Origin of the sequence: Bradyrhizobium sp. SZCCHNS3016 (assembly GCF_032484535.1) — a bacterium.
Classification (GTDB): Bacteria; Pseudomonadota; Alphaproteobacteria; order Rhizobiales; family Xanthobacteraceae; genus Bradyrhizobium.
This window is the reverse complement of sequence record NZ_JAUETE010000016.1, coordinates 92362-116909: the sequence shown is the minus strand read 5'-3', so window position 1 is coordinate 116909 and position 24548 is coordinate 92362. Positions and strand designations below refer to the sequence as shown.

22 protein-coding genes are annotated in these 24548 nt (G+C 66.5%); 11 read left to right on the top strand and 11 right to left on the bottom strand.

Going from position 1 to position 24548, the window contains the following annotated elements; translation table 11 throughout:
- Positions 1 to 28: 28 nt before the first annotated feature.
- Positions 29 to 529, bottom strand: coding sequence for a GNAT family N-acetyltransferase (locus QW881_RS26760; protein ID WP_315735867.1), 501 nt, complete (start codon positions 527 to 529; stop codon positions 29 to 31).
- 84 nt (positions 530 to 613) lie between these two features.
- On the opposite strand from QW881_RS26760, the gene tldD reads away from it, so the two are divergent.
- The 4 genes from tldD (at position 614) to QW881_RS26740 (ending at position 3824) form a co-directional block, all read left to right on the top strand.
- Complete coding sequence (gene tldD / locus QW881_RS26755) at positions 614 to 2038, top strand: metalloprotease TldD (RefSeq protein ID WP_315757599.1); 1425 nt, start codon at positions 614 to 616, stop codon at positions 2036 to 2038.
- Positions 2035 to 2826, top strand: coding sequence for a signal peptidase I (gene lepB, locus QW881_RS26750; protein WP_315757600.1), 792 nt, complete (start codon positions 2035 to 2037; stop codon positions 2824 to 2826). The genes tldD and lepB overlap by 4 nt, the downstream gene beginning before the upstream one ends.
- Positions 2827 to 2839: 13 nt before the next feature.
- Positions 2840 to 3178, top strand: coding sequence for an MmcQ/YjbR family DNA-binding protein (locus QW881_RS26745; RefSeq protein WP_315757601.1), 339 nt, complete (start codon positions 2840 to 2842; stop codon positions 3176 to 3178).
- Between the two features lie 76 nt (positions 3179 to 3254).
- A complete protein-coding gene (locus QW881_RS26740; protein WP_315735859.1) occupies positions 3255 to 3824 on the top strand; it encodes a nucleotidyltransferase family protein in 570 nt (189 codons plus the stop codon).
- A gap of 96 nt (positions 3825 to 3920) precedes the next feature.
- On the opposite strand, the gene QW881_RS26735 is transcribed toward QW881_RS26740, so the two are convergent.
- From QW881_RS26735 to QW881_RS26725, 3 genes are all read right to left on the bottom strand, one after another.
- Entirely contained in the window at positions 3921 to 4583 is a 663-nt protein-coding gene (locus QW881_RS26735) for a PAN domain-containing protein (RefSeq protein WP_315757602.1), read from the bottom strand.
- Between the two features lie 250 nt (positions 4584 to 4833).
- Positions 4834 to 6204 carry a glutamate--cysteine ligase gene (locus QW881_RS26730; protein WP_315757603.1) on the bottom strand — a complete coding sequence of 457 codons (1371 nt, stop codon included), beginning with the start codon at positions 6202 to 6204 and terminating at the stop codon, positions 4834 to 4836.
- Positions 6205 to 6300: 96 nt separating this feature from the next.
- Positions 6301 to 6789, bottom strand: coding sequence for a helix-turn-helix domain-containing protein (locus QW881_RS26725; RefSeq protein ID WP_315735855.1), 489 nt, complete (start codon positions 6787 to 6789; stop codon positions 6301 to 6303).
- 148 nt (positions 6790 to 6937) lie between these two features.
- Between QW881_RS26725 and gstA the strand changes: the two genes are divergently transcribed.
- The gene (gstA, locus tag QW881_RS26720) at positions 6938 to 7552 is read left to right on the top strand and encodes a glutathione transferase GstA (protein WP_315757604.1); all 615 of its coding nucleotides are present in this window, start codon (positions 6938 to 6940) and stop codon (positions 7550 to 7552) included.
- A gap of 187 nt (positions 7553 to 7739) precedes the next feature.
- On the opposite strand, the gene QW881_RS26715 is transcribed toward gstA, so the two are convergent.
- The 4 genes from QW881_RS26715 to QW881_RS26700 form a co-directional block, all read right to left on the bottom strand.
- The gene (locus QW881_RS26715; protein ID WP_316158934.1) at positions 7740 to 9953 is read right to left on the bottom strand and encodes a 3-hydroxyacyl-CoA dehydrogenase NAD-binding domain-containing protein; all 2214 of its coding nucleotides are present in this window, start codon (positions 9951 to 9953) and stop codon (positions 7740 to 7742) included.
- Between the two features lie 154 nt (positions 9954 to 10107).
- Positions 10108 to 11316: an acetyl-CoA C-acetyltransferase gene (locus tag QW881_RS26710; protein ID WP_316158932.1), complete on the bottom strand. Its 1209-nt coding sequence runs from the start codon at positions 11314 to 11316 to the stop codon at positions 10108 to 10110.
- A gap of 87 nt (positions 11317 to 11403) precedes the next feature.
- Positions 11404 to 13194, bottom strand: a complete 1791-nt coding sequence (locus QW881_RS26705) for an acyl-CoA dehydrogenase C-terminal domain-containing protein (protein ID WP_315757607.1) — start codon at positions 13192 to 13194, stop codon at positions 11404 to 11406.
- 128 nt (positions 13195 to 13322) lie between these two features.
- Complete coding sequence (locus QW881_RS26700; protein ID WP_315757608.1) at positions 13323 to 13721, bottom strand: nuclear transport factor 2 family protein; 399 nt, start codon at positions 13719 to 13721, stop codon at positions 13323 to 13325.
- Between the two features lie 137 nt (positions 13722 to 13858).
- On the opposite strand from QW881_RS26700, the gene QW881_RS26695 reads away from it, so the two are divergent.
- The 5 genes from QW881_RS26695 (at position 13859) to QW881_RS26675 (ending at position 20993) form a co-directional block, all read left to right on the top strand.
- Entirely contained in the window at positions 13859 to 14446 is a 588-nt protein-coding gene (locus QW881_RS26695) for a PadR family transcriptional regulator (RefSeq protein ID WP_315757610.1), read from the top strand.
- 188 nt (positions 14447 to 14634) lie between these two features.
- Positions 14635 to 18156: a hypothetical protein gene (locus tag QW881_RS26690; protein WP_315757611.1), complete on the top strand. Its 3522-nt coding sequence runs from the start codon at positions 14635 to 14637 to the stop codon at positions 18154 to 18156.
- A 147-nt stretch (positions 18157 to 18303) separates the two neighbouring features.
- Entirely contained in the window at positions 18304 to 19137 is an 834-nt protein-coding gene (locus tag QW881_RS26685; RefSeq protein WP_315757612.1) for a hypothetical protein, read from the top strand.
- A 153-nt stretch (positions 19138 to 19290) separates the two neighbouring features.
- Complete coding sequence (locus QW881_RS26680; RefSeq protein ID WP_315735837.1) at positions 19291 to 20217, top strand: sulfite exporter TauE/SafE family protein; 927 nt, start codon at positions 19291 to 19293, stop codon at positions 20215 to 20217.
- On the top strand, positions 20214 to 20993 hold the full coding sequence (locus QW881_RS26675; RefSeq protein ID WP_315757613.1) for a TIGR02186 family protein: 780 nt from the start codon (positions 20214 to 20216) through the stop codon (positions 20991 to 20993). Before QW881_RS26680 ends, QW881_RS26675 begins: the two co-directional genes overlap by 4 nt.
- An 11-nt stretch (positions 20994 to 21004) precedes the next feature.
- Here the strand turns inward: QW881_RS26675 and QW881_RS26670 are convergent, their stop codons facing one another.
- Both QW881_RS26670 and QW881_RS26665 read right to left on the bottom strand, forming a co-directional pair.
- Positions 21005 to 21784, bottom strand: coding sequence for an MBL fold metallo-hydrolase (locus tag QW881_RS26670; RefSeq protein WP_315757614.1), 780 nt, complete (start codon positions 21782 to 21784; stop codon positions 21005 to 21007).
- Positions 21781 to 22701, bottom strand: coding sequence for a DMT family transporter (locus tag QW881_RS26665; protein ID WP_315757615.1), 921 nt, complete (start codon positions 22699 to 22701; stop codon positions 21781 to 21783). The genes QW881_RS26670 and QW881_RS26665 overlap by 4 nt, the downstream gene beginning before the upstream one ends.
- Positions 22702 to 22798: 97 nt before the next feature.
- On the opposite strand from QW881_RS26665, the gene QW881_RS26660 reads away from it, so the two are divergent.
- The gene (locus QW881_RS26660; RefSeq protein ID WP_315757616.1) at positions 22799 to 23665 is read left to right on the top strand and encodes a LysR family transcriptional regulator; all 867 of its coding nucleotides are present in this window, start codon (positions 22799 to 22801) and stop codon (positions 23663 to 23665) included.
- A 214-nt stretch (positions 23666 to 23879) separates the two neighbouring features.
- Here QW881_RS26660 and pdeM read toward each other — a convergent pair whose 3' ends face one another.
- On the bottom strand, positions 23880 to 24533 hold the full coding sequence (gene pdeM / locus QW881_RS26655) for a ligase-associated DNA damage response endonuclease PdeM (RefSeq protein WP_315757681.1): 654 nt from the start codon (positions 24531 to 24533) through the stop codon (positions 23880 to 23882).
- Between the last annotated feature and the right edge of the window lie 15 nt (positions 24534 to 24548).

Here is a 24548-nt window from a genome sequence, read left to right as displayed (position 1 = left end):
CGCGCGTCTGAATGCGCGCGCCGCGGCCTCAGCGCGGGCCGTCGAGCGCCAGCGCCATCACCAGCAGGGTCTTGTCGAACCCGTCATCGCCGGGCTCCCGCGGCTGCACCGCCTTGAGCAGGAATCCGGCCTTCTGGTAAAGCCGGATAGCGTTGGTGTTGCTGCGGTAGACCGTGAGCTCGACACGCGAGAAGCCGGCCGCCCGCGCGGCCTCGAGCGCCGCCGCCATCAGTCGCCTGCCGAGGCCCTGGTGCCGGAACTGCGGCATTAAGCCCATGCCGAGCACCCCGATCCGGGCATCGATTGGCCCCGATTTGGGCGTCACATCGCACCAGCCGACCACCTCCCCGGCCGAGAGAGCGACGAATTGCGGATATCCCTCGTGGATGTTGTTCAGAATGAAGGCGCGCGTGGACTCCAGCGGCGGCGCCTGCACGAACGACAAATAGCGCCGCTCGCGCGCGACATGATCGAGCGTGCGGTGGAAGCTCTCGATGTGAGCGGACGTGATGGGAACGATCTCAACCATGTCAGTTCGGTAATCATCCAGCCCCTCGCGCCCCGGCGTCAAAACAACTATCTTGGAATGAACGCTCCGACAACGGATTGACACATGACTGCTCCCACCACTTCCCTGCTCGAGCGCGCCAATCTGGATCGCGATGCGGTCCGGAGCGAGGTCGCGCGCGGCCTGGCCGGCGCCGATGACGGCGAATTGTTCTTCGAATACAGCCAGACCGAGGCGCTGACCTTCGACAATGGCCGGCTGAAGCAGGCGACCTACGACACCAGCCAGGGCTTCGGCCTGCGCGCGGTGAAGGACGACGCGGTCGGCTATGCCCATTCCTCCGACGTGTCGCTGCCGGCCCTGATGCGCGCCGCCGATGCGGTGAGCGCGGTCAGGGGCGGCTATTCCGGCACGTTCGCGAGCGCACCGCCGCACACCAACGTCCGGCTCTATGGCGACGACAATCCGCTGGACGCCCCGGGCTTCGAAACCAAGGTCAAGCTGCTCGGCGAGATCGACGCGTATCTGCGCGACAAGGATCCGCGCGTGCGCCAGGTGACGGTGAGCCTGGGCGCGACCTGGCAGGTCGTGGAGATCCTGCGGCCCGACGGCGAGAGCTATCGCGACATCCGCCCGCTGGTGCGCGTGAACATCTCCGTCGTCGCCGGCCAGGGTGATCGCCAGGAGAGCGGCGGCAAGGGCTATGGCGGCCGCGAGGCCTATGCGCGCTTCATCGAGACCAAGGCGTGGCGCGAGGCCGCCGACGGCGCGCTGCGCGAGGCGCTGGTCAACCTGGAGTCTGTCCCCGCCCCCGCCGGCGAGATGGACGTCGTGCTAGGGGCCGGCTGGCCCGGCGTGATGCTGCACGAGGCCGTCGGCCACGGCCTCGAGGGCGACTTCAACCGCAAGAAGACCTCGGCCTTTGCCGGACTGCTGGGCAAGCCGGTCGCCGCCAAGGGCGTCACCGTGGTCGATGACGGCACCATGGCCTCGCGCCGCGGCTCGCTGTCGATCGACGACGAGGGCACGCCGACCAGCCGTACCTTGCTGATCGAGGACGGCATCCTCGTCGGCTACATGCAGGACCGCCAGAACGCGCGGCTGATGAACATGGCGCCGACCGGCAACGGCCGCCGCCAGGGCTACGCACATGTGCCGATGCCGCGCATGACCAACACCTACATGCTGGCCGGCGAGCACGATCCGGCCGAGATCATCGCATCCGTCAAGAACGGCATCTATGCCGTCAATTTCGGCGGCGGCCAGGTCGACATCACCTCGGGCAAATACGTCTTCCAGTGCACCGAGGCCTACAAGATCGAGAACGGCAAGGTCGGTGCGCCGGTGAAGGGCGCGATGCTGATCGGCAACGGCCCGACGGATTTGAACCGCATCAGCATGATCGGCAACGATCTGTCGCTCGATACCGGCATCGGCACCTGCGGCAAGAACGGCCAGGGCGTGCCGGTCGGCGTCGGTCAGCCGACGCTTCGCATGGATCGCATCACCGTTGGAGGCACGGGCCGATGAGCCTCGACAAGATGTCCACGAGCAAGATCGGAACCAAGGCCGTGCGTAAGGAAACCACTTGGGGCGGTCAGCTTGCGCAACTCGCCGCCGTGGTGATGGTGGTGTTCGTCGCCAAGGGCGCGATCGCCGAGCCGTTCTACGTGCCGTCCGGCTCGATGGAGCCGACCCTGATGATCGGCGACGCCCTGCTGGCGTCGAAATTCCCCTATGGCTACGGCACCTCGTCGCTGCCGATGCAGATCACGCTGCCCGAGACCGGCCGCCTGTTCGGCGAAACGCCGAAGCGGGGCGACGTCGTCGTGTTCCGCTGGCCCGGCGACACCTCACAGGCCTGGGTCAAGCGCGTCGTCGGCCTGCCCGGCGACCGCATCCAGATGCGCCAGGGCCAGCTCTACATCAACGGCCAGGCAGCCGCGCTGAAGCCGGACGGCATCGGCGATGCCGAGGACGACACCGGCCGTAACGAGCCGGCCTATCGTTACGTCGAGACGCTGCCGAACGGCGTGTCGCATTTGATCTTCAAGATGCGCGACAACGGCCGGCTCGACAACACCCCGGAGGTGACCGTTCCGCCCGGCAAGCTGTTCGTGCTCGGCGACAACCGCGACAACTCCGCCGACAGCCGCGTTGCCTTGCGCGACGGCGGCGTTGGCCTGCTGCCGATCGACAACCTCGTGGGCCGCGCCGACGCGGTGGTCGGCTCCTGGGACCTCGGCTTCAAGAACCAGCCGGTCTGGGCCTGGCTGTCGGGCTTCCGGCTGGATCGCTTCTTCACCGCGGTGCGTTGAGCGGATCGCGGCCGTGACCTTCGACGATGTCAGGGCGCTTGCGCTGACATGGCCGGAGGTCGAGGACGGCACGTCCTACGGGACGCCCGCGCTGAAGGTGCGCAAGAAGATGCTGGCGCGGCTGAAGGAGGACGGGGACAGCCTCGTCCTTCCGGGCGTGCCGCCGGACGAACGCGCGATGCTGGTCGAAAGCCGGCCAAAGTTGTTCTATTTCACCGATCACTACCGCGACTATCCGATCGTGTTGCTGCGCCTGTCGAAGGCGAAGCGCGCCGACGCAGAGCCGCTGTTGCGCCGGCAGTGGCGGGCGCTGGCGTCAAGGAGAGCCGTCGCCGCCTTTGATCACGGCTGAAACGGGCTGCACGCCGTTCTCCATCTCGTGTATTGAACGTGTCGACGGCACCCATGTTCTGATGCCTTCGACCATCATGACCAAAGACGATTTCATCGCAGCCGCGCTGCGCAACCCCGTCAACACCGCGATCATGCGCGTGCTGCGTGAAACGGCCGTGCCCGATGCCTGGGTCGTCGCCGGCTGCCTGACTCAGAGCGTCTGGAACGTGCGGACCGGCCGTCCGATCGATCACGGCATCAACGACTACGACATCTTCTATTTTGATCCGGATACGTCGTGGGATGCTGAGGACGCCGTCATCCGGCGCATCACATCCTGCCTCCATGACATCGAAGCCAAGGTGGAGGTGCGCAACCAGGCCCGCGTCCATCTCTGGTATCCCGCCAAGCACGGTCGTCCCTACTCCGCCGTGTCGCGATCAACCGATGGAATCGACCGGTTTCTCACCGTCAACACGCAGGTCGGGCTCCGCCCCGTCGCCGATGGATATGAGCTCTATGCGCCCAAGGGCCTCGGTGACATCGCGCAGATGATCGTGCGGCCGAACCACACGGCCAATTTCTCGGCGACGAACTACATCGCCAAGGCGGAACGTTGGAAGGCACTGTGGCCTGAGATCACCGTGATCGTCGCGGAAGACTAACATTGTTGGACCAACACGTGAAACGACAGGGACGCAGGCATCTTCGTTTGCCGTCCTATAGCTGGCCCGTAAAATAGCGGCCCTCGTCGCTCCGCGCTATCGCACCACGCCTGACGTGAACCCCGCGCGGCGCCGCGGCGGCTTGATCTCCTTCTTCAGGAAGCAATGCGCCTCCTTGCCGGCATAGCCGGGCCGCGCGAACGTCCAGGCCCGGCATTTGTTGTCGCCGGTGCAGGCGGCCTTGCAGATCTCCTCGGCGTCGGCGGCCTTCTCTTCCTTCTTGTCCGCCGCCTTGTCACCGCTGCTCTTGTCGCCCTTGTCGGCGGCCTTCTCGGCCTTGTCGCCGCCCTTCAGATCGGTGGTCTTGATGTCGAAGCTGCGGTAGTCGCCGCCGGGACGGTCGATCGACGTCTCGACCGCATCGTTGCGGATCTCGACGACGCCCGCGCCACGCACGCCGGAAACGCAGCAATTGTCCGGCACGCGCGCCGGCACGCTGTTCTTGAGCCAGCACACCGCACCCGCTTCCATCACGGTCGGATAGTTGAAGCTCCAGGCGCGGCACCGCCGGTCGTGCTCGCACAGCAGCGCGCAATCGGCCGGGTCGCCGGAGGTGATCGGCGCGCTCATATAGTCGCCGCCGGGGCGATCGGAATAGGTCTGGGCTGAAACCGGCGTCAGGCACACAGCCGCGAACAGGCACGCCAGTGCCCTCAGCCATGCCCCGATGAAGCGCCCCACGCGTCGCCGCTGAACCATCCGACCCATTGTTAATGTTCGAGTTTTCCTGCGAGTTTTTAGGCAGTCATTTGATCGCCACGAACCTGTATGGCGGATGAACGGCTCGGACCGGTGGGAGCAGCGGAAGGCAACGCAGCGGCGCCCAGGCGCTGAATCGAACCTGGGACACAAATCGCAACAAAAAACAGCGGACCCAAGCCGCCAACCGCCTCAACATGGAGCAGGCGGCGCAGCGAACCTGCGACGGTCGCAGGCTCAGCCGTTCCGATCAGAACGCATATTCGTCGTAGGCCGGCTCGACCGAACCGCCCCACGGGCCGTCGAACTTCTCCAGCATCTCCTCGGCCGGCGAGCGGCCGCAATCGATGATCTGGTCGAGCGGCTCGAGATAGCGGCTTTCGTCGCGGCCGAGATGGTCGATGCGGCCGCGCCGGCGCAGGCCGAGATGCGCCAGGGTCAGGCATTCCTTGGCGATCTCGAACACGTAGCGATTGCGGATACGCGCCTTGAAGCCGAAGCGCGGCACGTCGTCGCGCAGGTTCTGGCGCTCGAACGCGGTCCAGGTCTTGACCAGGTCCCAGGCCGCGTCGAGGCTGACGTCGTCGTAGAGCAGGCCGACCCAGAACGCCGGCAGCGCCGGCAGCCGGCCCCACGGCACACCGTCGGCACCGCGCATTTCCAGATAGCGCTTCAGGCGCACCTCCGGGAAGATCGTCGAGAGGTGATTGGCCCAATCCGACAGCGTCGGACGCTCGCCCGGCATCGCCGGGTTCTTGCCTTCGAAGAAGTCGCGGAACGAGGTGCCGGAGACGTCGATATAGGTCTCCTCGCGTTTCACGAAATACATGGGAACATCGAGCGCGTAGTCGACCCAGCGCTCGAAGCCCATGCCGTCCTCGAACGCCCACGGGATCATGCCCGAGCGCTGATTGTCAGTGTCCCGCCAGATCTCGGAGCGGAACGACAGGAAGCCGTTCGGCTTGCCTTCGGTGAATGGCGAATTGGCGAACAGCGCTGTCGCGATCGGCTGCAGCGCCACCGAGACCCTGAGCTTCTTGACCATGTCGGCTTCGGAGGAGAAGTCGAGATTGGTCTGAACGGTGCAGGTCCGGTACATCATGTCGAGGCCGTAACGGCCGACCTTCGGCATGTAGCTGGTCATGATCTTGTAGCGGCCCTTGGGCATCACCGGAATTTCGGCGCGCGACCAGGACGGCGTCATGCCCAAGCCGAGAAAGCCGATGCCGAGCGGAGTTGCGATCTCGCGTACCTGCGCCAGATGCGCCATCAGCTCCGCATGCGTCTGATGCACGGTCTCGACCGGCGCGCCCGACAATTCGAACTGGCCGCCGGGCTCCAGCGAGATGGCACCGCCGCCGGTGACGTCATAGAGCCCGATGATGTTGCCGCGCTCCATGATCGGCTCCCAACCGAGCAGAAGCTTCATGCCTTCGAGCAGCGCGCCGATGCCGCGCGCGCCCTCGTAGGGCACGGGGCGGTGACCGTCGAGCGTGAACGGCGTCTTCTCGTGCTCGGTCCCGATGCGGAAGGCGGACGGCGGCTTCACGCCGGCCGCGAGCCACGCCACCAGCTCGTCGCGCGACTGCAGCGGGGTCATATCGATCTGGTCACGCGCCATGGGAGTCTCGGTTCAGAAGCGCTTCGAGGGTCGCGCGTGGTGACAGGAAAGGCCGCGGACCCCAGGGGGCCGCGGATGTGAATGGGAACGGATGCTTCATCGGGTCGCCGCGCCCTCTCCAGCCGCCAACGGAGCGGCCTGACCACAGGAGCAGCCAAGCCGATCCAGCAGCATGCAAAGCTTGGCGGCGTCGGTATCCGACAGCTTGGAGCCGACATGCTTCTCGATCGCGGCGGAATAGGCCGACCACATCCGCTTCTGCAGTTCGCGTCCGGCCTCGGTGATCTCGACGAACTGGCCGCGCTTGTCCATCTTGCATTCGCGCCGGACGACCAGACCTTCTTCGACCAGCCGGTCGATCAGCCGGGAAGTGGAATATTGCGGGATCAGCATCTGCCGCTCGAGCTCGACCGGGCGCAGCTCGCCCGCGGGCGCCCGGGACAGCTCCAGCAGCGCATCATACCAGGCGAGCGGCGGAAAACCGGCCTTCTTCAGCTCCTGCTCGACGCAGTCCAGCACCCGGCTCTGGACCCGCATCAGGCGGATCCAGGCGGCGGTCGCCTCGGTCGATGGTTTGCGTTTCATGGGCCGGCTCGTATCCTTCAGGTCCTCGTTCTAGCGCATTCGATGCACCTGCATCAATCTTGACTATTCCATGCAAGTGCATGTAAGGGCGGGTGTGACGCCGCGATCGGTTCCAACCACGACGATGGTCTCACGGAGGGAATACCCAATGAAGCTTTATTATTCACCCGGCGCCTGCTCGCTCTCGCCCCACATCGCCCTGCTCGAGGCCGGCCTGCCCTACGATCTCGTCAAGGTCGACCTGCGCGCCAAGACCCTGGAAAATGGCGACGATTACCTCAAGGTCAATCCGAAGGGCCAGGTGCCGGCGCTCGGGTTGCCGAGCGGCGAGATCGTGACCGAAGGCCCGGTCATCGTCCAGATGATCGCCGACCGGGCGGCGACCAAGAACCTCGCCCCGGCGCGCGACAGCGGCGAGCGCTACAAGCTCTTGGAGTGGCTGAACTTCATCACCTCGGAGCTGCACAAGAATTTCGGCCCGATGTTCTCGCCGGCGCTGGCCGACGACGCCAAGGCGTTCTTCAAGGACCGCGTGATGAGCAAGTTCAAATATATCGACGGCCAGCTTGCCGGCCACGACTATCTGATGGGCCAGCAGTTTACGGTGGCCGACGGCTATCTGTTCACCATCCTGACCTGGGCGGACCGGATGAAGTTCGACCTGTCGGCGATGCCGAACCTGGTGGCCTACAAGAACCGCGTCGCCGCGCGCCCGAAGGTGCAGGAGGCGCTGACGAAGGAAGGGCTGATGAAGGCGGGGTGAGCGAGATCTTGAAAGAACTCGTCGTTGCTTCTCGGGCAGTCTGTTCTCTCCCCCTTGTGGGGGAGAGATAGAGAGGGGGGTAGCCACAAGCGCTGGTGCCTGCGGCTACCCCCCTCCCTAACCCTCCCCCACAAGGGGGGAGGGAATGGACAGCAAACGCGGCTCGCTTCCGCCTAGCATTCGGGTCTCAAGCCGCCGCCTTCTTCGGTGGGAAGCGGCCGTAGAAGGTTTCGCCCTTGGCGGCCATCTCTTCCAGCAGCTTCGGCGGGGCGAAGCGCGAGCCGTACTTCTCCGTGTACTTGTGGCACAGCTCGACGAACTTCTTCGTGCCCATGAAGTCGATGTAGGACAGCGTGCCGCCGGTGAACGGCGCGAAGCCGAACCCTAAGATCGAGCCGACATCGGCCTCGCGCACGTCGGTGATGACGTGGTCCTCGACTGTGCGCGCGGCTTCCACCGCCTGCACCACCAGGAAGCGCTGCTTCAGTTCCTCGACATCCAGCGTATCGGGATCGAGATGCTTGGGCTGGAGCTTGGCGAGATCCGGCCACAGGCTCTTTTGACCCTTGCCCTTCTCGGGATAGTCGTAAAAGCCCTTGGCGTTCTTGCGGCCGAAGCGACCCTGCTTCTCGACCAGCTCGACCATCAGCTTCTTGTGGTCCTGGTTGATCGCGTTGGGCCCGAGATCGTGCTCGGTCGCCTTCATGATCTTGAGGCCGAGATCGAGTGCGACCTCGTCCGACAGCGACAGCGGACCAACCGGCATGCCGGCCATCTTGGCCGCGTTCTCGATCATCGCCGGCGGCACGCCTTCGAGGAACATCTCGTTGCCCTCGGCGATGTAGCGCATCACGCAGCGGTTGGCGAAGAAGCCGCGGGAGTCGTTGACCACGATGGGCGTCTTGCCGATGGTGCGGACATAGTCGAGCGCGGTCGCCAGCGCGACGTCGCCGGTGGCCTTGCCCATGATGATCTCGACCAGCATCATCTTCTCGACCGGCGAGAAGAAGTGGATGCCGATGAAGCGGCCCTGGTCCTTGAACTCCTCGGCCAGCGAGGTGATCGGCAAGGTCGAGGTGTTGGAGGCGAAGATCGCGCCGTCCTTCAGATGCTGCTGCGCCTTGGCATAGGTCTCGGCCTTGACCTTGCGATCCTCGAACACGGCCTCGATGACCAGGTCGCAATCCTTCAGCGCGGCGTAGTCGGCGGTCGCGGTGATGCGGCCCATGATCGCCTCCGCCTCGCCCGGCTTGGCGCGGCCCTTCTTGACCAGACCATCGACCACGCTCTGCGCATGCGCCTTGCCCTTGTCGGCGCTCTCCTGGTCGCGGTCGATCAGCACGACCTCGAGGCCACCGCGCGCCGAGACGTAGCCGACGGATGCGCCCATGAAGCCGGCGCCGATCACGGCGATCTTCTTCAGCTTGCTTGGCGGCACGTCGGCCGGACGACGCGCGCCCTTGTTCAATTCCTGCATCGACAGGAACAGGCTGCGGATCATCGCTGCGGCTTCCTTGGAGCGCAGGATGTAGCTGAAATAGCGCGATTCGACGCGCAGCGCGGCGTCGATCGGCAACTGCAGGCCCTCATAGACGCAGCTCATGATCGCGCGCGCGGCCGGATAGTTGTCGTAGGTCTCGCGGCGGTAGATGGCGTTGCCGGCCGGGAACATCATCATGCCGTTCTTCGAGAACACCGGGCCGCCCGGCAGCTTGAAGCCCTTCTCGTCCCACGGTGCGACGGCCTTGCCGCCGGCCTTGATCCAGTCCTTGGCAGCCTTGATCAGATCCGCCGCCGGCACGATGGCGTCGACCAGCTTCAGCGCCTTGGCCTTGTCGAGGGTGAGCGCCTCGCCCTTCAACAGCAGGTTCATCGCGTCCTGCGGCTGCACGATGCGCGGCACGCGCTGGGTGCCGCCGGCGCCGGGGAACAGGCCGACCTTGATCTCGGGCAGGCCGAGACGGGTCTTCGGGTTCTCGGCCGCGACGCGGTGATGGCAGGCCAAGGTCAGCTCGAAGCCGCCGCCGAGCGCGAGGCCGTTGATCGCGGCGACCCACGGCTTGCCGGAGGTCTCCATCGCCCGGTAGATCTGCGAGAAGCGCCGGCTGTTGTCGAACAGCATCTGGTTGGCGGCTTCGTCGCCCTTCGACTTCAGCAGCTCGGCATAGGTGCGGTTCATGCCCTCGAGCATGGACAGGTCGGCGCCGGCGCAGAACGCCTCCTTGGCCGAGGTGATGACGACGCCCTTGATGGCGGCGTCAGCAGTGGTCTCCTTGACGATGGTCTCGAGTTCGATCGCCGAGGTCTCGTCCAGCACGTTCATCGAACGTCCCGGAATGTCCCAGGTGATCAGCGCAATGCCGTCGGAATCGGTTTCGAGTTTGAAGTTCTTGAAGGCCATATTGATCTCCCTCGGTGCCAGCAGCCGGTCGGCGCGGCGTTGTCCTGAAATCGTAGGGTGGGCAAAGGCGCCCTTGCGCCGTGCCCACCGACGGTGTCGATGACGAAAGACGGTGGGCACGCTTCGCTTTGCCCACCGTACGTCTTGAGATCGATCACACCCGCTCGATGATGGTCGCGGTGCCCATGCCGCCGCCGATGCACAGCGTCACCAGCGCGGTGGCCTTGCCGGTACGCTCGAGCTCGTCGAGCACGGTGCCCAGGATCATCGCGCCGGTGGCGCCCAAGGGATGGCCGAGCGCGATGGCGCCGCCATTGACGTTGATCCTGTCCTTGTCGATCTCGAACGCCTGCATGTAGCGCAGTACGACCGAGGCGAACGCCTCGTTGAGCTCGAACAGGTCGATGTCCGAGGTCTTCATGCCGGAGCGCTCGAACAGCTTCTCGGTGACGTCGACCGGGCCGGTCAGCATCATCGCCGGCTCGGATCCAATATTGGCGAAGGCGCGGATTTTCGCGCGCGGCTTCATGCCATACTTCGCCCCGGCCTCCTTGCTGCCGAGCAGCACCGCACCGGCGCCGTCGACGATGCCCGAGAAGTTGCCGGCGTGATGCACGTAGTTGACGCGCTCGATCTCCGGATGCGACTGGATCGCCACCGCATCGAAGCCGCCCATCTGCGCCATCGCCGCGAATGACGGCTGCAGCTGCGCCAGCGACTGCATCGTCGTCGACGGTCGCATGTGCTCGTCCTTGGCGAGAATGGTCAGGCCGTTGATGTCCTTGACCGGCACGACAGACTTGTCGAAGCGGCCTTCCTCCCAGGACTTCGCCGCGCGCTGCTGGCTCTGCACCGCGTAGGCGTCGACGTCGTCGCGCGAGAAGCCGTATTTGGTCGCGATCAGATCGGCGGAGACACCCTGCGGCATGAAGTAGGCCGGCACCGCCATCGACGGGTCCATCGGCCAGGCGCCGCCGGAGGCGCCGATGCCGACGCGGCTCATCGACTCCGCGCCGCCGCCGATGACCAGCTCATGCTGGCCGCTCATGATCTGCGCGGCGGCGAAATTCACGGCGTCGAGGCCGGAGGCGCAGAAGCGGCTGATCTGAATGCCCGGGACGGCGTCGCCGAGACCCGCATTCAGCGCGGCGAAACGGGCGATGTCCGAGCCGGCCTCACCGACCGGATCGACCACGCCGAGCACGACGTCATCGACCGCGTCCTCGGGAATGTTGTTGCGGTCCTTGAGCGCCTTCAAAGGCACCGTGGCGAGCGCGAGCGCGGTCACCTCATGCAGGCTGCCATCGGATTTGCCGCGGCCGCGGGGGGTACGCACGTGGTCGTAGATAAAGGCCTCAGGCATCACGCCCTCCTCATCTGATCGGATTCGTTGTTGTTGGTGTTCGACGGTAGCCGGCGCGCGAGCGGCGCACCGGCTCCCGCCGCAGCATCAGAAGGCTTCCGCCGGCAGCTCCATCACGGTCGCACAGCCGGCCTGCAGGCGGGCGAGATGCGCGGCCGTCTCAGGGATCACGCGCTCCATGAAGAAGCGGCCCGTGACCAGCTTCGTGGTCAGATAGGGCGAGCTGTCGCCGGCCGCAATCTTGTCCTGCGCGACCTTGGCCATCTTCGCCCACATGTAGCCGAAGGTGACCAGCGCGAAGAGATGCATGTAGTCGGTCGCGGCGGCGCCGGCATTGTCCGGCTTGGTCATCGCGTTCTGCATCAGCCAGGTCGTGGCCTGCTGCAGATGGCCGAGCGCGGTCGACAACGGAGCGACGAACGGCTTCATCGCATCATTGCCGCCCTGCTCCTTGGCGAAGGAGCCGACCTCGGCGAAGAACGCCATCACGGCGCGGCCGCCGTCGCGCGGCAGCTTGCGGCCGACGAGATCCAGCGCCTGGATGCCGTTGGCGCCCTCGTAGATCATCGCGATGCGGGCATCGCGCACGAACTGCTCCATGCCGTGCTCGGCGATGTAGCCGTGGCCGCCATACAGCTGCTGCGCCTGGACGGCGTTGGCAAAGCCCATGTCGGTCATGTAGCCCTTCATGACCGGGGTCATCAGGCCCATGTGATCGTCGGCCGCCTGACGGTCCTTCGGGTCAGCTGAGCGGTGCGCGACGTCGCTCTTCAGCGAGGTCCAGACGACCATGGCGCGGGCGGCCTCGTTGAAGGCGCGGATCGACAGCAAGGTGCGGCGCACGTCGGGATGCACGATGATCGGATCGGCGGCCTTGTCGGGCGCCTTGGGCCCAGTCAGCGAGCGGCCCTGGATGCGCTCGCGCGCATAGGCGACCGCGTTCTGATAGGCGACCTCGGACTGCGCGAGCCCCTGCACGGCGACGCCGAGCCGGGCCTCGTTCATCATCACGAACATGCCCTGCATGCCCTTGTTCTCTTCGCCGATCAGCCAGCCGGTGGCGTTGTCGTAGTTCATCACACAGGTCGAGTTCCCGTGGATGCCCATCTTGTGCTCGATCGAGCCGCAGGTGACGCCGTTGCGCGCGCCCACCGTGCCGTCCGGATTGACCATGAATTTCGGCACCACGAACAGCGACACGCCCTTGATGCCGGCTGGTGCACCTTCGATGCGGGCAAGCACGAGGTGGATGATGTTGTCCGCGAGGTCATGCTCGCCGGCCGAGATGAAGATCTTGGTGCCGGAAATCTTGAAGCTGCCGTCGGGCTGACGCACCGCCTTGGTGCGCAAGAGACCGAGATCGGTGCCGCAATGCGGCTCGGTGAGGTTCATGGTGCCGGTCCACTCGCCGGCCACCATCTTCGGCACGTAGGTCTTCTTCTGCTCCTCGTTGCCATGCACGATCAGCGCGGCGGTGGCGCCCATGGTGAGGCCGCCATACATCGAGAACGCCATGTTGGCAGAGCACTGGAATTCGTTGACGGTCTGGCTCAAGGTCACCGGCAGGCCCTGCCCGCCATATTCGGTCGGCGCCGACAGGCCGAGCCAGCCGCCCTCGACGATCTGCTTGTAGGCCTCCTTGAAGCCCTTCGGCGTGGTCACGCTGCCGTCGTCATGGCGCTTGCAGCCTTCGAGATCGCCCACGCGATTCAGGGGGTGCAGCACCTCTTCGGCGAGCTTGGCGGCCTCGCCGAGGATCGCCTCGCGGACATCGGCCGAGGCATCGGAGAAGCCCGGCAGATTGTCGTAGCGGTCGATCTGGAACACGTCGTTGAGCAGGAAGGTGACATCTTCCACGGGGGCTTTGTAGATCGGCATCGGCGTCTCCGGCAGGAAGGCTGAAGTTTCAGACTGAAATTGTGCGGACGCGGCAGGCAATGCTGGCCGCGGACTGTAGCGATTTCTAAGAGCTTGCGGCAGCCATTCGTTTGCGGCTGTCGGTCACGTCACGACGGCTTGCTCATCGCGGCCAGCTGTTCGCCCATCAGGCGGTGCAGCAAATTGATCGCCTTGAGCGGGCGCACCATCACCTTGAAGTGAGTAATCCGACCGGCGTCATCGAAAGTGATGATGTCGACGCCGTTGAGCCTGATCCCTTCGATCTCGTTCTCGAATTCGAGCACGGCGCCCGTGGCGTTACGCCACTCCCCGACATACTTGAATCCGGGACCGCCTAAGACTTTCTCAGCACTCGCGAGATATTTGAAGGTGATGTCGCGGCCGCGCTGCGGCGTATGCACGACGGGACTCTCGAACACTGCGTCGGGGTGCAGCAGCTCCCGCAGCGCGCCGAGATCGTGAGACCTCGTGTAGCCGTACCATCCATCGAGGCCGGTCATTGTCATTGGGCGTCTCCTCGGGGCGGAACAGGCCAGCACCACAACCACCCCATATGCACATTGACGCATATGCGCCAGTGTGCATAATGTCAAGCGTGGAGCGGGGCAGAACACGATCAGAAAAACGGGAGCAGTTTCCGGCCATGGCCCTTGGCGACGCCATCCTCGCCTGCCTCACCGAACATCCGATGACGGGCTACGAGCTCGCCAAGACGTTCGACTCCTCGATCGGCTTCTTCTGGAAGACGGACCACCAGCAGATCTACCGCGAGCTGTCGCGGCTGCGCGACCGCGGCTACATCCAGGGTCGCGAGGTGGTGCAGACCGGCAAGCCCAACAAGCTGGTCTACACATTGACCGCGGAGGGCCGCGCGGCGTTTCGCAGCTGGGCGGCGCGGCCGAGCACGCCGGCCTCGACGAAGGACGATCTTCTCGTCCGGCTCTATGCACTGGGCGCCGCCGACATCGGGCCGATCCGGGCCGACCTGATGGCGCGGCTCGAGCATCATCGCGACCGCGCCGAGCGCTACGATCGCATCCTCAAGAAGCACTATGCGGACGGCAACGTGGCCCCGGCCGATATGGGCAAGCTCCTCAACCTGCGTCTCGGCCTGCGCCACGAACGCATGGTGGCGGAATGGTGCGAGGAAGCGATCACCGCGCTCTCGACGATATCCGGCGCCAGCAGCGCACGATCGCTCGATCCATCATCGCGTGAAAATGCCGGCTGATACCCGCCGTTCGATAGGGCAAAACTTCTGACCGCGCCGGCGGTAAACTTAACGCGTTATTTACCGTAAAAGTCAAAAGTCGGGACCTGGAGCAGACGATCTGCGCGGACCCGTTCATGTTCATGTCCGGGACGCGTGGAGAGGCTGGAGGCGCTTGGTGGAGCGCTGGAAGCGGAACCGGACGAGACATGAATTCGCGCGTACCGTGGAGTAATGAAGGCATCGACCCGTCCGTCCGTGAAAGGGCCGAGGCCGCGGCGCAACGCGCCGGCATGACGCTGAACGACTGGATCAACTCCACGCTCGGCGCATCTACCCCGCCCGACTTCCGTGGCAGCCACGCGCCGCGCAGCACGCCGACCGTCAGCCGCGATGCCCGCGAGGTGACCGACATCCACCAGCGGCTCGACTCCATCGCACGGCAGATCGAGCAGATGTCGCGCCCCGTCGCGCGCAAGGATGCGCCACGCGACGAGCAGGGCGTCGCGCGTCAGCTGAACGATGCGATCTCGCGGCTCGACGCCCGCCTGTCACAGATCTCGACGCCGCTGCGCAAGCCGGACACCGAAGACCGCTATCGTGGTCCTGACGGCGTCGAGCGCGCCGCCGCGCAGCTCTACCGGCCCGCCCAGCCGCTGAGCGCGGGTTCGTTCGACGTGGCCGTCGCTGAAATCAGCGCCCGCCAGAGCGAGCTCGACAATGCGCGCCCGCTGCCGCCGCACCAGGCGCCGCCGACCGCGCCTGCCATGGCATCCGCAGCAGCGCCGCTGATGACCCCGATCAGCGCGCCGCTGACGCCGCCGCAACCGGCCGCCCCCACGCCCGATTTTTCGCTGCTCGAACGCCATCTGCTGAAGATCACGAGCCAGATCGAGGCGCTGCATCGCCCCGACGACGGCATCGAGCAGTCGATCGCCGGCTTCCGCAACGAGCTCTCCGAGATTCGTCACGCCATCACCGAGGCGATGCCGCGCCGGGCGATCGAGTCGATCGAGAACGAGATTCGCTCGCTGTCGCGCCGCATCGACGAGAACCGCAACACCGGCGTCGACGGCCAAGCACTGGCCGGGATCGAGCGCGCGCTGACCGACATCCGCGAGGTCGTCGGCTCGCTGAAGCCTGCCGAGCAGCTTGCCGTCTATGACGAGGCGATCCGCAATCTCGGCGCCAAGCTCGACCTGATCCTGCGCGCCAATGACGACCCCGGCACCGTGCAGCAGCTCGAAAGCGCCATCGCGGCGCTGCGTGCGATCGTCGCCAATGTCGCCTCCAACGACGCCCTGGAACGGCTGTCGGACGATCTTCGCCAGCTGTCGTCGAAGGTCGACCAAGTCACGCAGGCGCGCGACAATCACGAGTCGTTCCACGACTCCTTTGCGGCGCTCGAACAGCGCATCGCCGCGCTGACCTCGACGCTGGAGAGCCGCGAGCCGCCGTCGGCAGCGCGCGACAACACCGCCCAGATCGAGGACGCGCTGCGCGGCCTGTCCGACCGCATCGACCGCCTGCAGGTCGGCAACGACGGCTCATCGGCGATCACCCATCTCGAACAGCGGATCAGCTATCTGCTGGAGCGGCTCGAGGCCGCCAACGACCCGCGCGGCGGCAACATGACCCGCGTCGAGGACGGCCTGCAGGACATCCTGCGCTATCTCGAACGGCAGCAGGCGACATTCGCAGCGCTGGCGGAGAGCCGGTCGCAGCGCGAAACGTCGCAGGATGTCGGCCTGATCGACATGGTCAAGCGCGAGCTGTCCGACATCCGCTTCAGCCAGACCGAGACCGACCGCAACACCCAGGACTCGCTCGAGGCCGTCCACAACACGCTGGGGCACGTCGTCGACCGCCTCGCCATGATCGAAGGCGATCTGCGCAATGTGCGCGCCACCGCGAGCCCGCCGGCCGCGCTGCCGCCGCTGGCACCGCCAATCGAGTCGCCGATGCCGGCCGCACGCGCGCCGGCGCCCCAGGCCTATGCCGAGCCGGCCAGGCCAGAGCCTGCCTACCGGCCGGAGCTGCCCAATCCGGCGGCCGAGCAGCCAGCGGGACAGATTGTCGCTCCGGCCGCGGGTCAACAGGCGTTCGCGGCCGCCTCGCGCGACTTCCACGCCGCTCAGGCGCCGGCGGCTACCATGCCGCCGCCGATTCCGCCGAAGGCGATCGCCGACATCCTGGAGCCGCACGCGGCACAGGCGCCCCGCGCGACCGTCATCGTCCCCGAGCTGCCACCGGATCATCCGCTCGAACCGGGCACCCGTCCACCTGGCCGGACCGCATCGCCCGCGGAGCGGATCGCCGCGTCCGAAGATGCCCTGAGTGAGCTTCCCGCTGGCAAGCGGGAGCCGGTCTCGACGTCGAGCTTCATCGCGGCTGCGCGCCGCGCGGCGCAGGCCGCGGCGGCCGCACAGCCCGCTGACGCCAAGAAGGCGAAGAAGGACAAGCCGAAGGAGAAGGCTAAGGAGCCGCCCAAGGACGTCGTCAAGGAAGTCGCCAGCGACGTCGCCAAGCCCAAGGCCAAACCCAAGGACAAGCCGACGTTCGCTCTCACAGCTGAGGGTGACGAGGAGGTCTCGACCATCGGGTCGAAGATTCGTTCGCTGCTGGTCGGTGCCAGCGTCGTGGTGATCGTGCTCGGCACCTTCAAATTTGCGATGTCGCTGCTCGACAGCGGCAGCACGCCGCCGCCGATCTCGCCGATGGAAACCCAGGGCGAGGCGCCTCGGGCGCAGATGCCGTCAGCCTCGCCTGGCCTGTTGCCGCGGCCGACGACGCCCGACCAGAGCGCGCCGTCGTTAACGTCGCCGACGCCGATCGACCGTCAGTCCTACAACCGGGCCATGCCGAGCGAAGCGGAGACGATCGCGATGCTCGCGATCCCGCAGGACGTCGAAAAGCCGGCCACGGTACCCGCTGCCGTCCCCACTGATGTCACCGGCACGATCCCAACCGCCGCCAACGGCCAGAAGCTCGGTCTGGTGCAGGTGCCCGCCTCCGAGAAGCTGCCGGATGCCATCGGCGGACTGGCGCTGCGCAACGCCGCTCTGAAGGGTGATCCGACCGCCGCCTACGAGGTCGGCGTGCGCTTTGCGGAGGGCAAGGGTGTCGCGGCGAACTATGAGGAAGCCGCGAAGTGGTATGACCGCGCGGCACAGGCGGGGCTGATCCCGGCGGTCTTCCGTCTCGGCACCTTCTACGAGAAGGGTCTCGGCGTGAAGAAGGACGCCGACATCGCCCGCCGCTACTACGTCGTCGCCGCCGAGCGCGGCAGCGCCAAGGCGATGCACAATCTCGCCGTGCTGGACGCCGACGGCGGCGGCAAGGGCGCGAACTACAAGAGTGCCTCGCAATGGTTCCGCAAGGCCGCCGAGCGCGGCGTCGCCGACAGCCAGTTCAACCTCGGCATTCTCTATGCCCGTGGCATCGGCGTCGAGCAGAACCTCGCCGAGTCCTACAAATGGTTCACCCTGGCCGCAGCGCAGGGTGACGTCGATGCCGGGCGCAAGCGCGACGATGTCGCCAAGCGGCTCGATGTCCAGTCGCTCGCCGCGGCCAAGCTCGCGATCCAGACCTTCACGGTCGAACCGCAGCCCGACGACGCCGTGAATGTGCCGGCACCCGCCGGCGGCTGGGATGGCACGCAGGCGATCGCCAAGGCAGCCGCGGCCAAGGCGGCGCTGGCGAAGCGCGCGGCTGCGACGGCGCCGCGCTGACGCGGGCATTTCTCTGGGCAGGCGAGCGCTCGCGCGCGGCCTGCAAAATCCTCCTGGCTTGCGATCGCGCCGCCATAGTGTCGCGCGGTCGATCGATATAGGTTGTCGCGGCGGATCATCACGAGCGCCGCGAGGGAGCATCGACGCGTGTCAGCGGGGAACGAACAACACGACGGCGCGCGCTTCCTGCAGTCGCCGACGGGCCCCCGCGTGCTGCCGCGGACCACGGCGAACGTCGCCCCCGCTCCGCCTCCTCGCCAACCAATCCAGGAAGTGACCGACGGCTATCCTGCGGCGTTCCGATGGCGTCGGCTGGCTTCCGTCATTTTCTTCGTTGCAATCGTGCTCGGCGGGGGCATTCGCGCCTACCGCGACCTGTCGCGACCCGACGCCTGGTCGTTCTGGAAGGATCAGTACATCTCGCCGAGTCTGTCGGCGGCGCTGGTCGCCGCCCCCGTGCTTGCCGGGCTGGGCGACCGGCGCGCCGTGCTCGCCGTCAGCGGCCACATCGGACCCGCGGCGGCCGGCTGGCTGCGCGAGCGGATCAGCGAGGCCCATCTCAAGCCGGGCGACCTGATCCTGCTGTCCTCACCCGGCGGCAACCTCGACCAGGGAGTGCTGATGGGCGAGATCATCCGCGCTCACGGACTCGCCACCGCCGTCGGCGTGGCCGACAATTCCGGCCGCATCCGTCCGGGCTTCTGCGCCAGCGCCTGCGTGTTCGCCTTTGCCGGCGGGCAGACCCGCTATGGCCTTGATGGCTCGGCGCTCGGCGTGCACCGCTTCACGTCGGAGGCCCGTGGCGCCGACGCGGTCGCCGACACCCAGCGCGTGACCGGCGCCATCCTCGGCTATATGACACGCATGGGCGTATCGTCGCAGGTCATCGAGGCGATGTCGCAGACCCGCGAGATCCGCTGGCTCGATCCGAGCGATGCCGAGGCCATGAGGCTGGTGACCGCGCCGCTCAAGGCCCTTTGACGGAGCGCCCAGACCCCCACGCTCGGCGCCGGTGGATGACACTTTGGGCGGGAATGACTGATCCCTTCGCTCCCATTTTCGGTTATGCAGGAGCCCGGCGTCCTGCTTCGCATGCGCGGGATGCTCGCTCGAAGGTTCGCAGAGGCCGCGCCGATGCAGATTTATCTTCCGATCGCCGACATCCCGGTCAACATCTTCCTGTTGCTGGCGATGGGCGCGGCCGTCGGCTTCGTCTCCGGCATGTTCGGCATCGGCGGCGGGTTCCTGATGACGCCGCTCCTGATCTTCGTCGGCATCACGCCCGCGGTCGCGGTCGCCTCGGTCTCCAGCCACATCGCCGCCTCCTCGTTCTCCGGCGCACTGTCCTATTGGCGGCGGCGCGCGATCGATCCCTCGCTGGCCTCGGTGTTGATGATCGGCGGCGCGCTCGGCACCGGGCTCGGCGTCGCCACCTTCACCCTGTTGCGTTCGCTCGGCCAGCTCGATCTGATGATCGCGCTGTCCTATGTCGCCCTGCTGACGAGCGTCGGCGGCACGATGTTCTGGGAAGGCCTGCGCGCGATGATGCGCGCGCGCCAGGGCGCGGTCGCGACCGTGCGGCGTCCGGGCAGCCATGTCTGGATCCACGGCCTGCCGCTGAAGATGCGCTTCAAGCGCTCGAAGATCTACGTTTCCGTCATTCCGGTCATCGCCATCGGCCTCATCATCGGCTTCCTCGGCGCCGTGATGGGCATCGGCGGCGGCTTCATTCTGGTGCCCCTGCTGATCTACCTGCTTCGCGTGCCGACCTCGACCGTCATCGGCACCTCGATGGTCCTGACGCTCGCGACCATGATGATCGCGACCATGCTGCACGCGATGAGCAATCATCTGGTCGACGCCGTGCTGGCGCTGATCCTGATGGTCGGCGGCGTCACCGGCGCGCAGTTCGGGGCCCGCGCCGGCCAGATGATCCGCGGCGAGCAGCTGCGGCTGCTGCTCGGCCTGCTGATCCTCGCCGTCGGCATCCGGTTCGCGATCGAGCTCGTGATCAAGCCCGACGACCTGTTCACGATCCGCGAGACCGAGATCAGCCGATGACGCCGCTCCGCCTCGCCAGCTTCACCTTCATGCTGCTGCTTGCCGGCGCCGCATCGGCGCGCGCCGAGCGGCTGATCGTCTCGGTCTCCAACCATCGCGTGACGGTGACGCCGAACTATTCCGGCGAGGAGCTGGTGCTGTTCGGCTCGGTCGAGAAGGACGTCCAGACCCCACCGGGCCGCACCGCCTATGACCTCGTCGTCACCGTCCGCGGGCCGCGCGCCGACATGGTGACGCGGCGCAAGGAGCGCAAGTTCGGCATCTGGATCAACACCGACTCGCGCCAGTTCCTCAAAGTGCCCGGCTATCTGGCGCTGTTCGCCAACCGCCCGTTCGACACGATGGCCGCGCCCGAGGTGCTGCGCCGGCAGCAGCTCGGACTCAACAACGTGCTGCTGACCCAGCGCGTCGGTCCCGACTATGCCGACGTGGTCCCGAACGACGCGTTCCGCAGCGCCTTCGTGCGACTGCAGTCGCAGCACGGCCTGTATCGCGAGGACACGTCCGCGGTGACCCTCCTGACGCCGACCCTGTTCCGTACCGGCATCCCTCTGCCCGCTGCGGTGCCGATCGGCACCTATGAGGTCGAGATCAAGCTGCTCGCCGACGGCGCGCTGGTCACCAAGACCGAGACCGCGTTCGAGATCGTCAAGGTCGGCTTCGAGCAGTTCGTCGCGAACTCAGCGCGGCAGAACGGCTTCGTCTATGGTCTCGTCACCGCCGCGATGGCACTGATGACGGGATGGATGGCCTCGATCGTGTTCCGTCGGGATTGATCTTTTCCGCCTCATTGCGAGGAGCTGGACGACGAGGCGATCACCGTCCTCACACCGGGCTCCAGAAGCTTCAGCCGCGCACCGAACCCGAGCGCATCGAAGGTCTTGCACAGGTCCTGCGCGTCCTGGCGGAAATGGGCCCAGCCGTCCGTGTGAACCGGAACGATGGCGGCCTCGGCAAACACGCGCGCGGTCTCGATCGTGTCGTTGGTGTCCATGGTGAGATGGAACGGCCCGCGTGTCTGCGCCGCTCCGGCAAAGGGCATCACGACGCTAGGCTTGAAACGCCGCGCCACCTCCGCCACGCCGTCATAGAACACCGTGTCGCCACTGACATAGACGGTCGCGCCCTGCTGCGGGATGAGGACGAAGCCGATCACATCGCCCGCCAGCGGCTCGATGCCGGCGGGACCATGGCGCGCCGGCGTCGCCGAGACCGTCAATGTCCTGCCGCCCTTGCCGAGCTGCGTCGTCTGCCACGGCGCCAGCCCTTCCGCCGGCGCACCGAGCCTGCTTGCGCCGACTTCCGTCGTGAGCACGCGCGGTGCACGTGTCAGGAAGGCGCGGCCGCCGTGGTCGAGATTGTCGGAATGCTGGTCATGGCTCAGCAGCACGGCATCGACCTCGCCGATCGCCTCCGCGGTCATCGCCGGTCCAGTGAGCTTCTCCAGCACGACATGCGGCAATTCATAGCGGCCGGGAGCATCGAATGTGGGATCGGTCAGCAGGCGGAAGCCATCGATTTCGATCAGGGCGGTCGGGCCGCCGATCAGGGTGATCGCAACGCTCATGATGATGCTCCAACGGTTCGGGCCGGCGCCCGCGTGACCAGATAGATCCCGAGCGCGACGGGAACGACGCCGAGCAGGTCCTGCAGCGCCACGTGCTCGCCGAGCACCAGGAAGGCGAAGATCATCGCCAGCGGCGGCATCACGAAATGATAGGCGCTGGCGGCGGTCGCGCCGCAGACTTTCAGGAGATGGAACCAGAGCACGTAGGCCAGGATCGAGCCGCCGAGCACCAGGAAGGCGAACGCACCGATCAGCTGCGCATTCGGCACGATCTCGTCCACGTTCGACACGATGAGCGCGACCGGCCACAGCACCAGCCCGGCTGAGAGGTTCTGGATGCCGTTGCCGACCCACAGGCTGCCTTTCGGGGCGAGCTGCTTGAACAGGATGGTGCCGGTGACGATCGAGGCCAGCGCCGCCAGCGTATAGAGAATGCCTTCGAGCTGGTCGGTCCCGACGGACATGCGGTGCCAAACGATCATGGCGACGCCGATGGTGCCGAGCGCGAGGCCTGAGATTTTGCGCAGGGTCAGCGGCTCGCCCAGCAGCAGCGCCGCGAACACCGCCGTGAACACCGGATTGGCCGAGACGATCAGGCCGCCGAGCCCCGCCGACACCGTCTGCAGCCCGGTGTAGCCGAGACCGAGATAGAGCGCGTTGTTGGCGATGCCGATGATCGCGAACACGGCCGCATCGCGCCAGCTCATGCGCAGCTCGCCCCGGACGGCCGACACCACGACAATGAGGACGCCGGCGAGCGAGAACCGCGCCGCGAGCAGCAGCAGCGGCGGACAATAGGTCACGCCGACCTTGCCGGCGACGAAGGCGAAGCTCCACAGCAAGCAGAACAGACCGATTTCGAGCGGCAGCAGGTTCGACTTCATCGGGGTCACGGCAACCGAGGAAACGGACGACATCGGAGCTCTCCTTCGTCGCCGGTGTAGGGCTGTTCTTTCCCATTTGGAAATTAAATGATAGACTGATACTCAGTGGTTTTCTGAATGGAGGTCCCGCGTGCTCGATCTGGACCTGTTGCGCAGCTTCGTCTCGGTGGTCGAGGCCGGCGGCTTCACCCGCGCCGGCGAGCGCGTCCACCGCACGCAATCAACGATCAGCCAGCAGATCCGGCGGCTCGAGGAGGATCTGGGCCAGACGCTGCTCAACCGTGACGGCCGCGAGGTCACGCCGACCGAGGCCGGCGAGCGGCTACTGTCCTATGCCCGCCGCCTGCTGGCACTCGCCGAGGAGGCCCGCGATGTCGTGGCGCGGCCGGGACCCGACGGCGCGGTGAAGCTCGGCATCCCCGAGGATTTCGCGGCCTACCGGCTCGCCAAGCTGCTCGCCGCGTTCGCACGCGCCCATCCCGATCTCAGGCTCGACGTCCGCACCGACCAGAGCCTCAACCTGAAGCGCGACATCGAGCGCGGCGATCTCGATCTGGCGCTGCTCAAGCGCGGCATCGACGACACCAGGGCAGCGATCGCGGCGTGGCCGGAGCAGGTCTATTGGGTGACCAGCAAGGCCCATCCCGTCGACCTCGACGCCCGCTCGCTGCCGCTGATTGGCTTCCCGCTCGGCTGCCTCTATCGGACCCGGGCGATCCATGCGCTGGAGAGCAGAGGGCGCGCCTGGCACATGGCCTACACATCGTCGAGCCTCGCCGGCATTCAGGCCGCGGTCGCGGCCGGGATGGGGCTGAGCATCCTCTCCGAGATGTCGGTGCAGTCGGAGCACCGCGTGCTGACGGCGCGCGAGGGCTTTGCGCCGATCGAGCGCACGGAGGTTGCACTGGTCGCCTCGCCCGACGCGAGCCCGGCGACGTTGCGCCTGGCCGACCGGCTGGCCGAGTTCTGCGAAAAGGTGCAGGCGAAGGCGGCCTGACAGGCATTCGTCCGCGGCTCCTGCGACCATGGCGCCACGAGGACGCTGCGTTCCCTCTCCCGCTTGCGGGGGAGGGTGAGGGAGGGGGCCGCTCCAACAGCGGTGCCCCTCTCCAACTCTCCCACGCAAGCGGGGGAGAGGGCGCAGCGGAGCGCGTGGTTGGCATCCTCGATCCAACTTCGAATGATTCATCCGAATTCAGACCATCATCCAACTAATAGCACCGCGCCGCGGCGATGCTGTGCAGGCGCCTATCTCCCAGCACATGCGCGATGAAGGCGCGCTTCGGAAACAGCTTGGCGAAGGCCGCGTCGCGCACACTCAGGCCGCCGGCATAGGCGCCGAACGCCGGCATCACGGCGCGCTCGCCGTCGCAGACGAAGCAGCGCCGCTCCAAAGTGCGCGCCCGCGTCGCCACCCGCGCTTTGGGGTGCAGATGGCCGGCGATCTCTCCACGCGCGCCGGTCGGCTCGTGACGGAAGCTGATCGCGCCGACCGTGATCTCGTTGACCACCTCGCCGCCGATGCCGCACGGGGCCGGATCGTGATTGCCCGTGATCCAGATCCAGTCGCGGCCGACCTGGAGGTTGGCGATGCAGGCGCGATCGTCACCGGTCAGGCGCGTATGCGCGTCGCGATCGTGAAAGCTGTCACCGAGCGCGATCACGGCGCGCGGATTGTAGTTCGCGACCACGGCGGCCAGCCGGTGCAAGGTCGCGGCGGTGTCGAACGGCGGCAGCAGCGTACCGCGTGACGCGTAGCTTGAGCCTTTTTCCAGATGCAGGTCGGAAACGATGAGCAGGCGCTGCTCATCCCACACCAGCGCGCCGGAGAGATCGGCGCGCAGCGCGATGCCGGCGACGTCCATCATTCCCGATGCGCA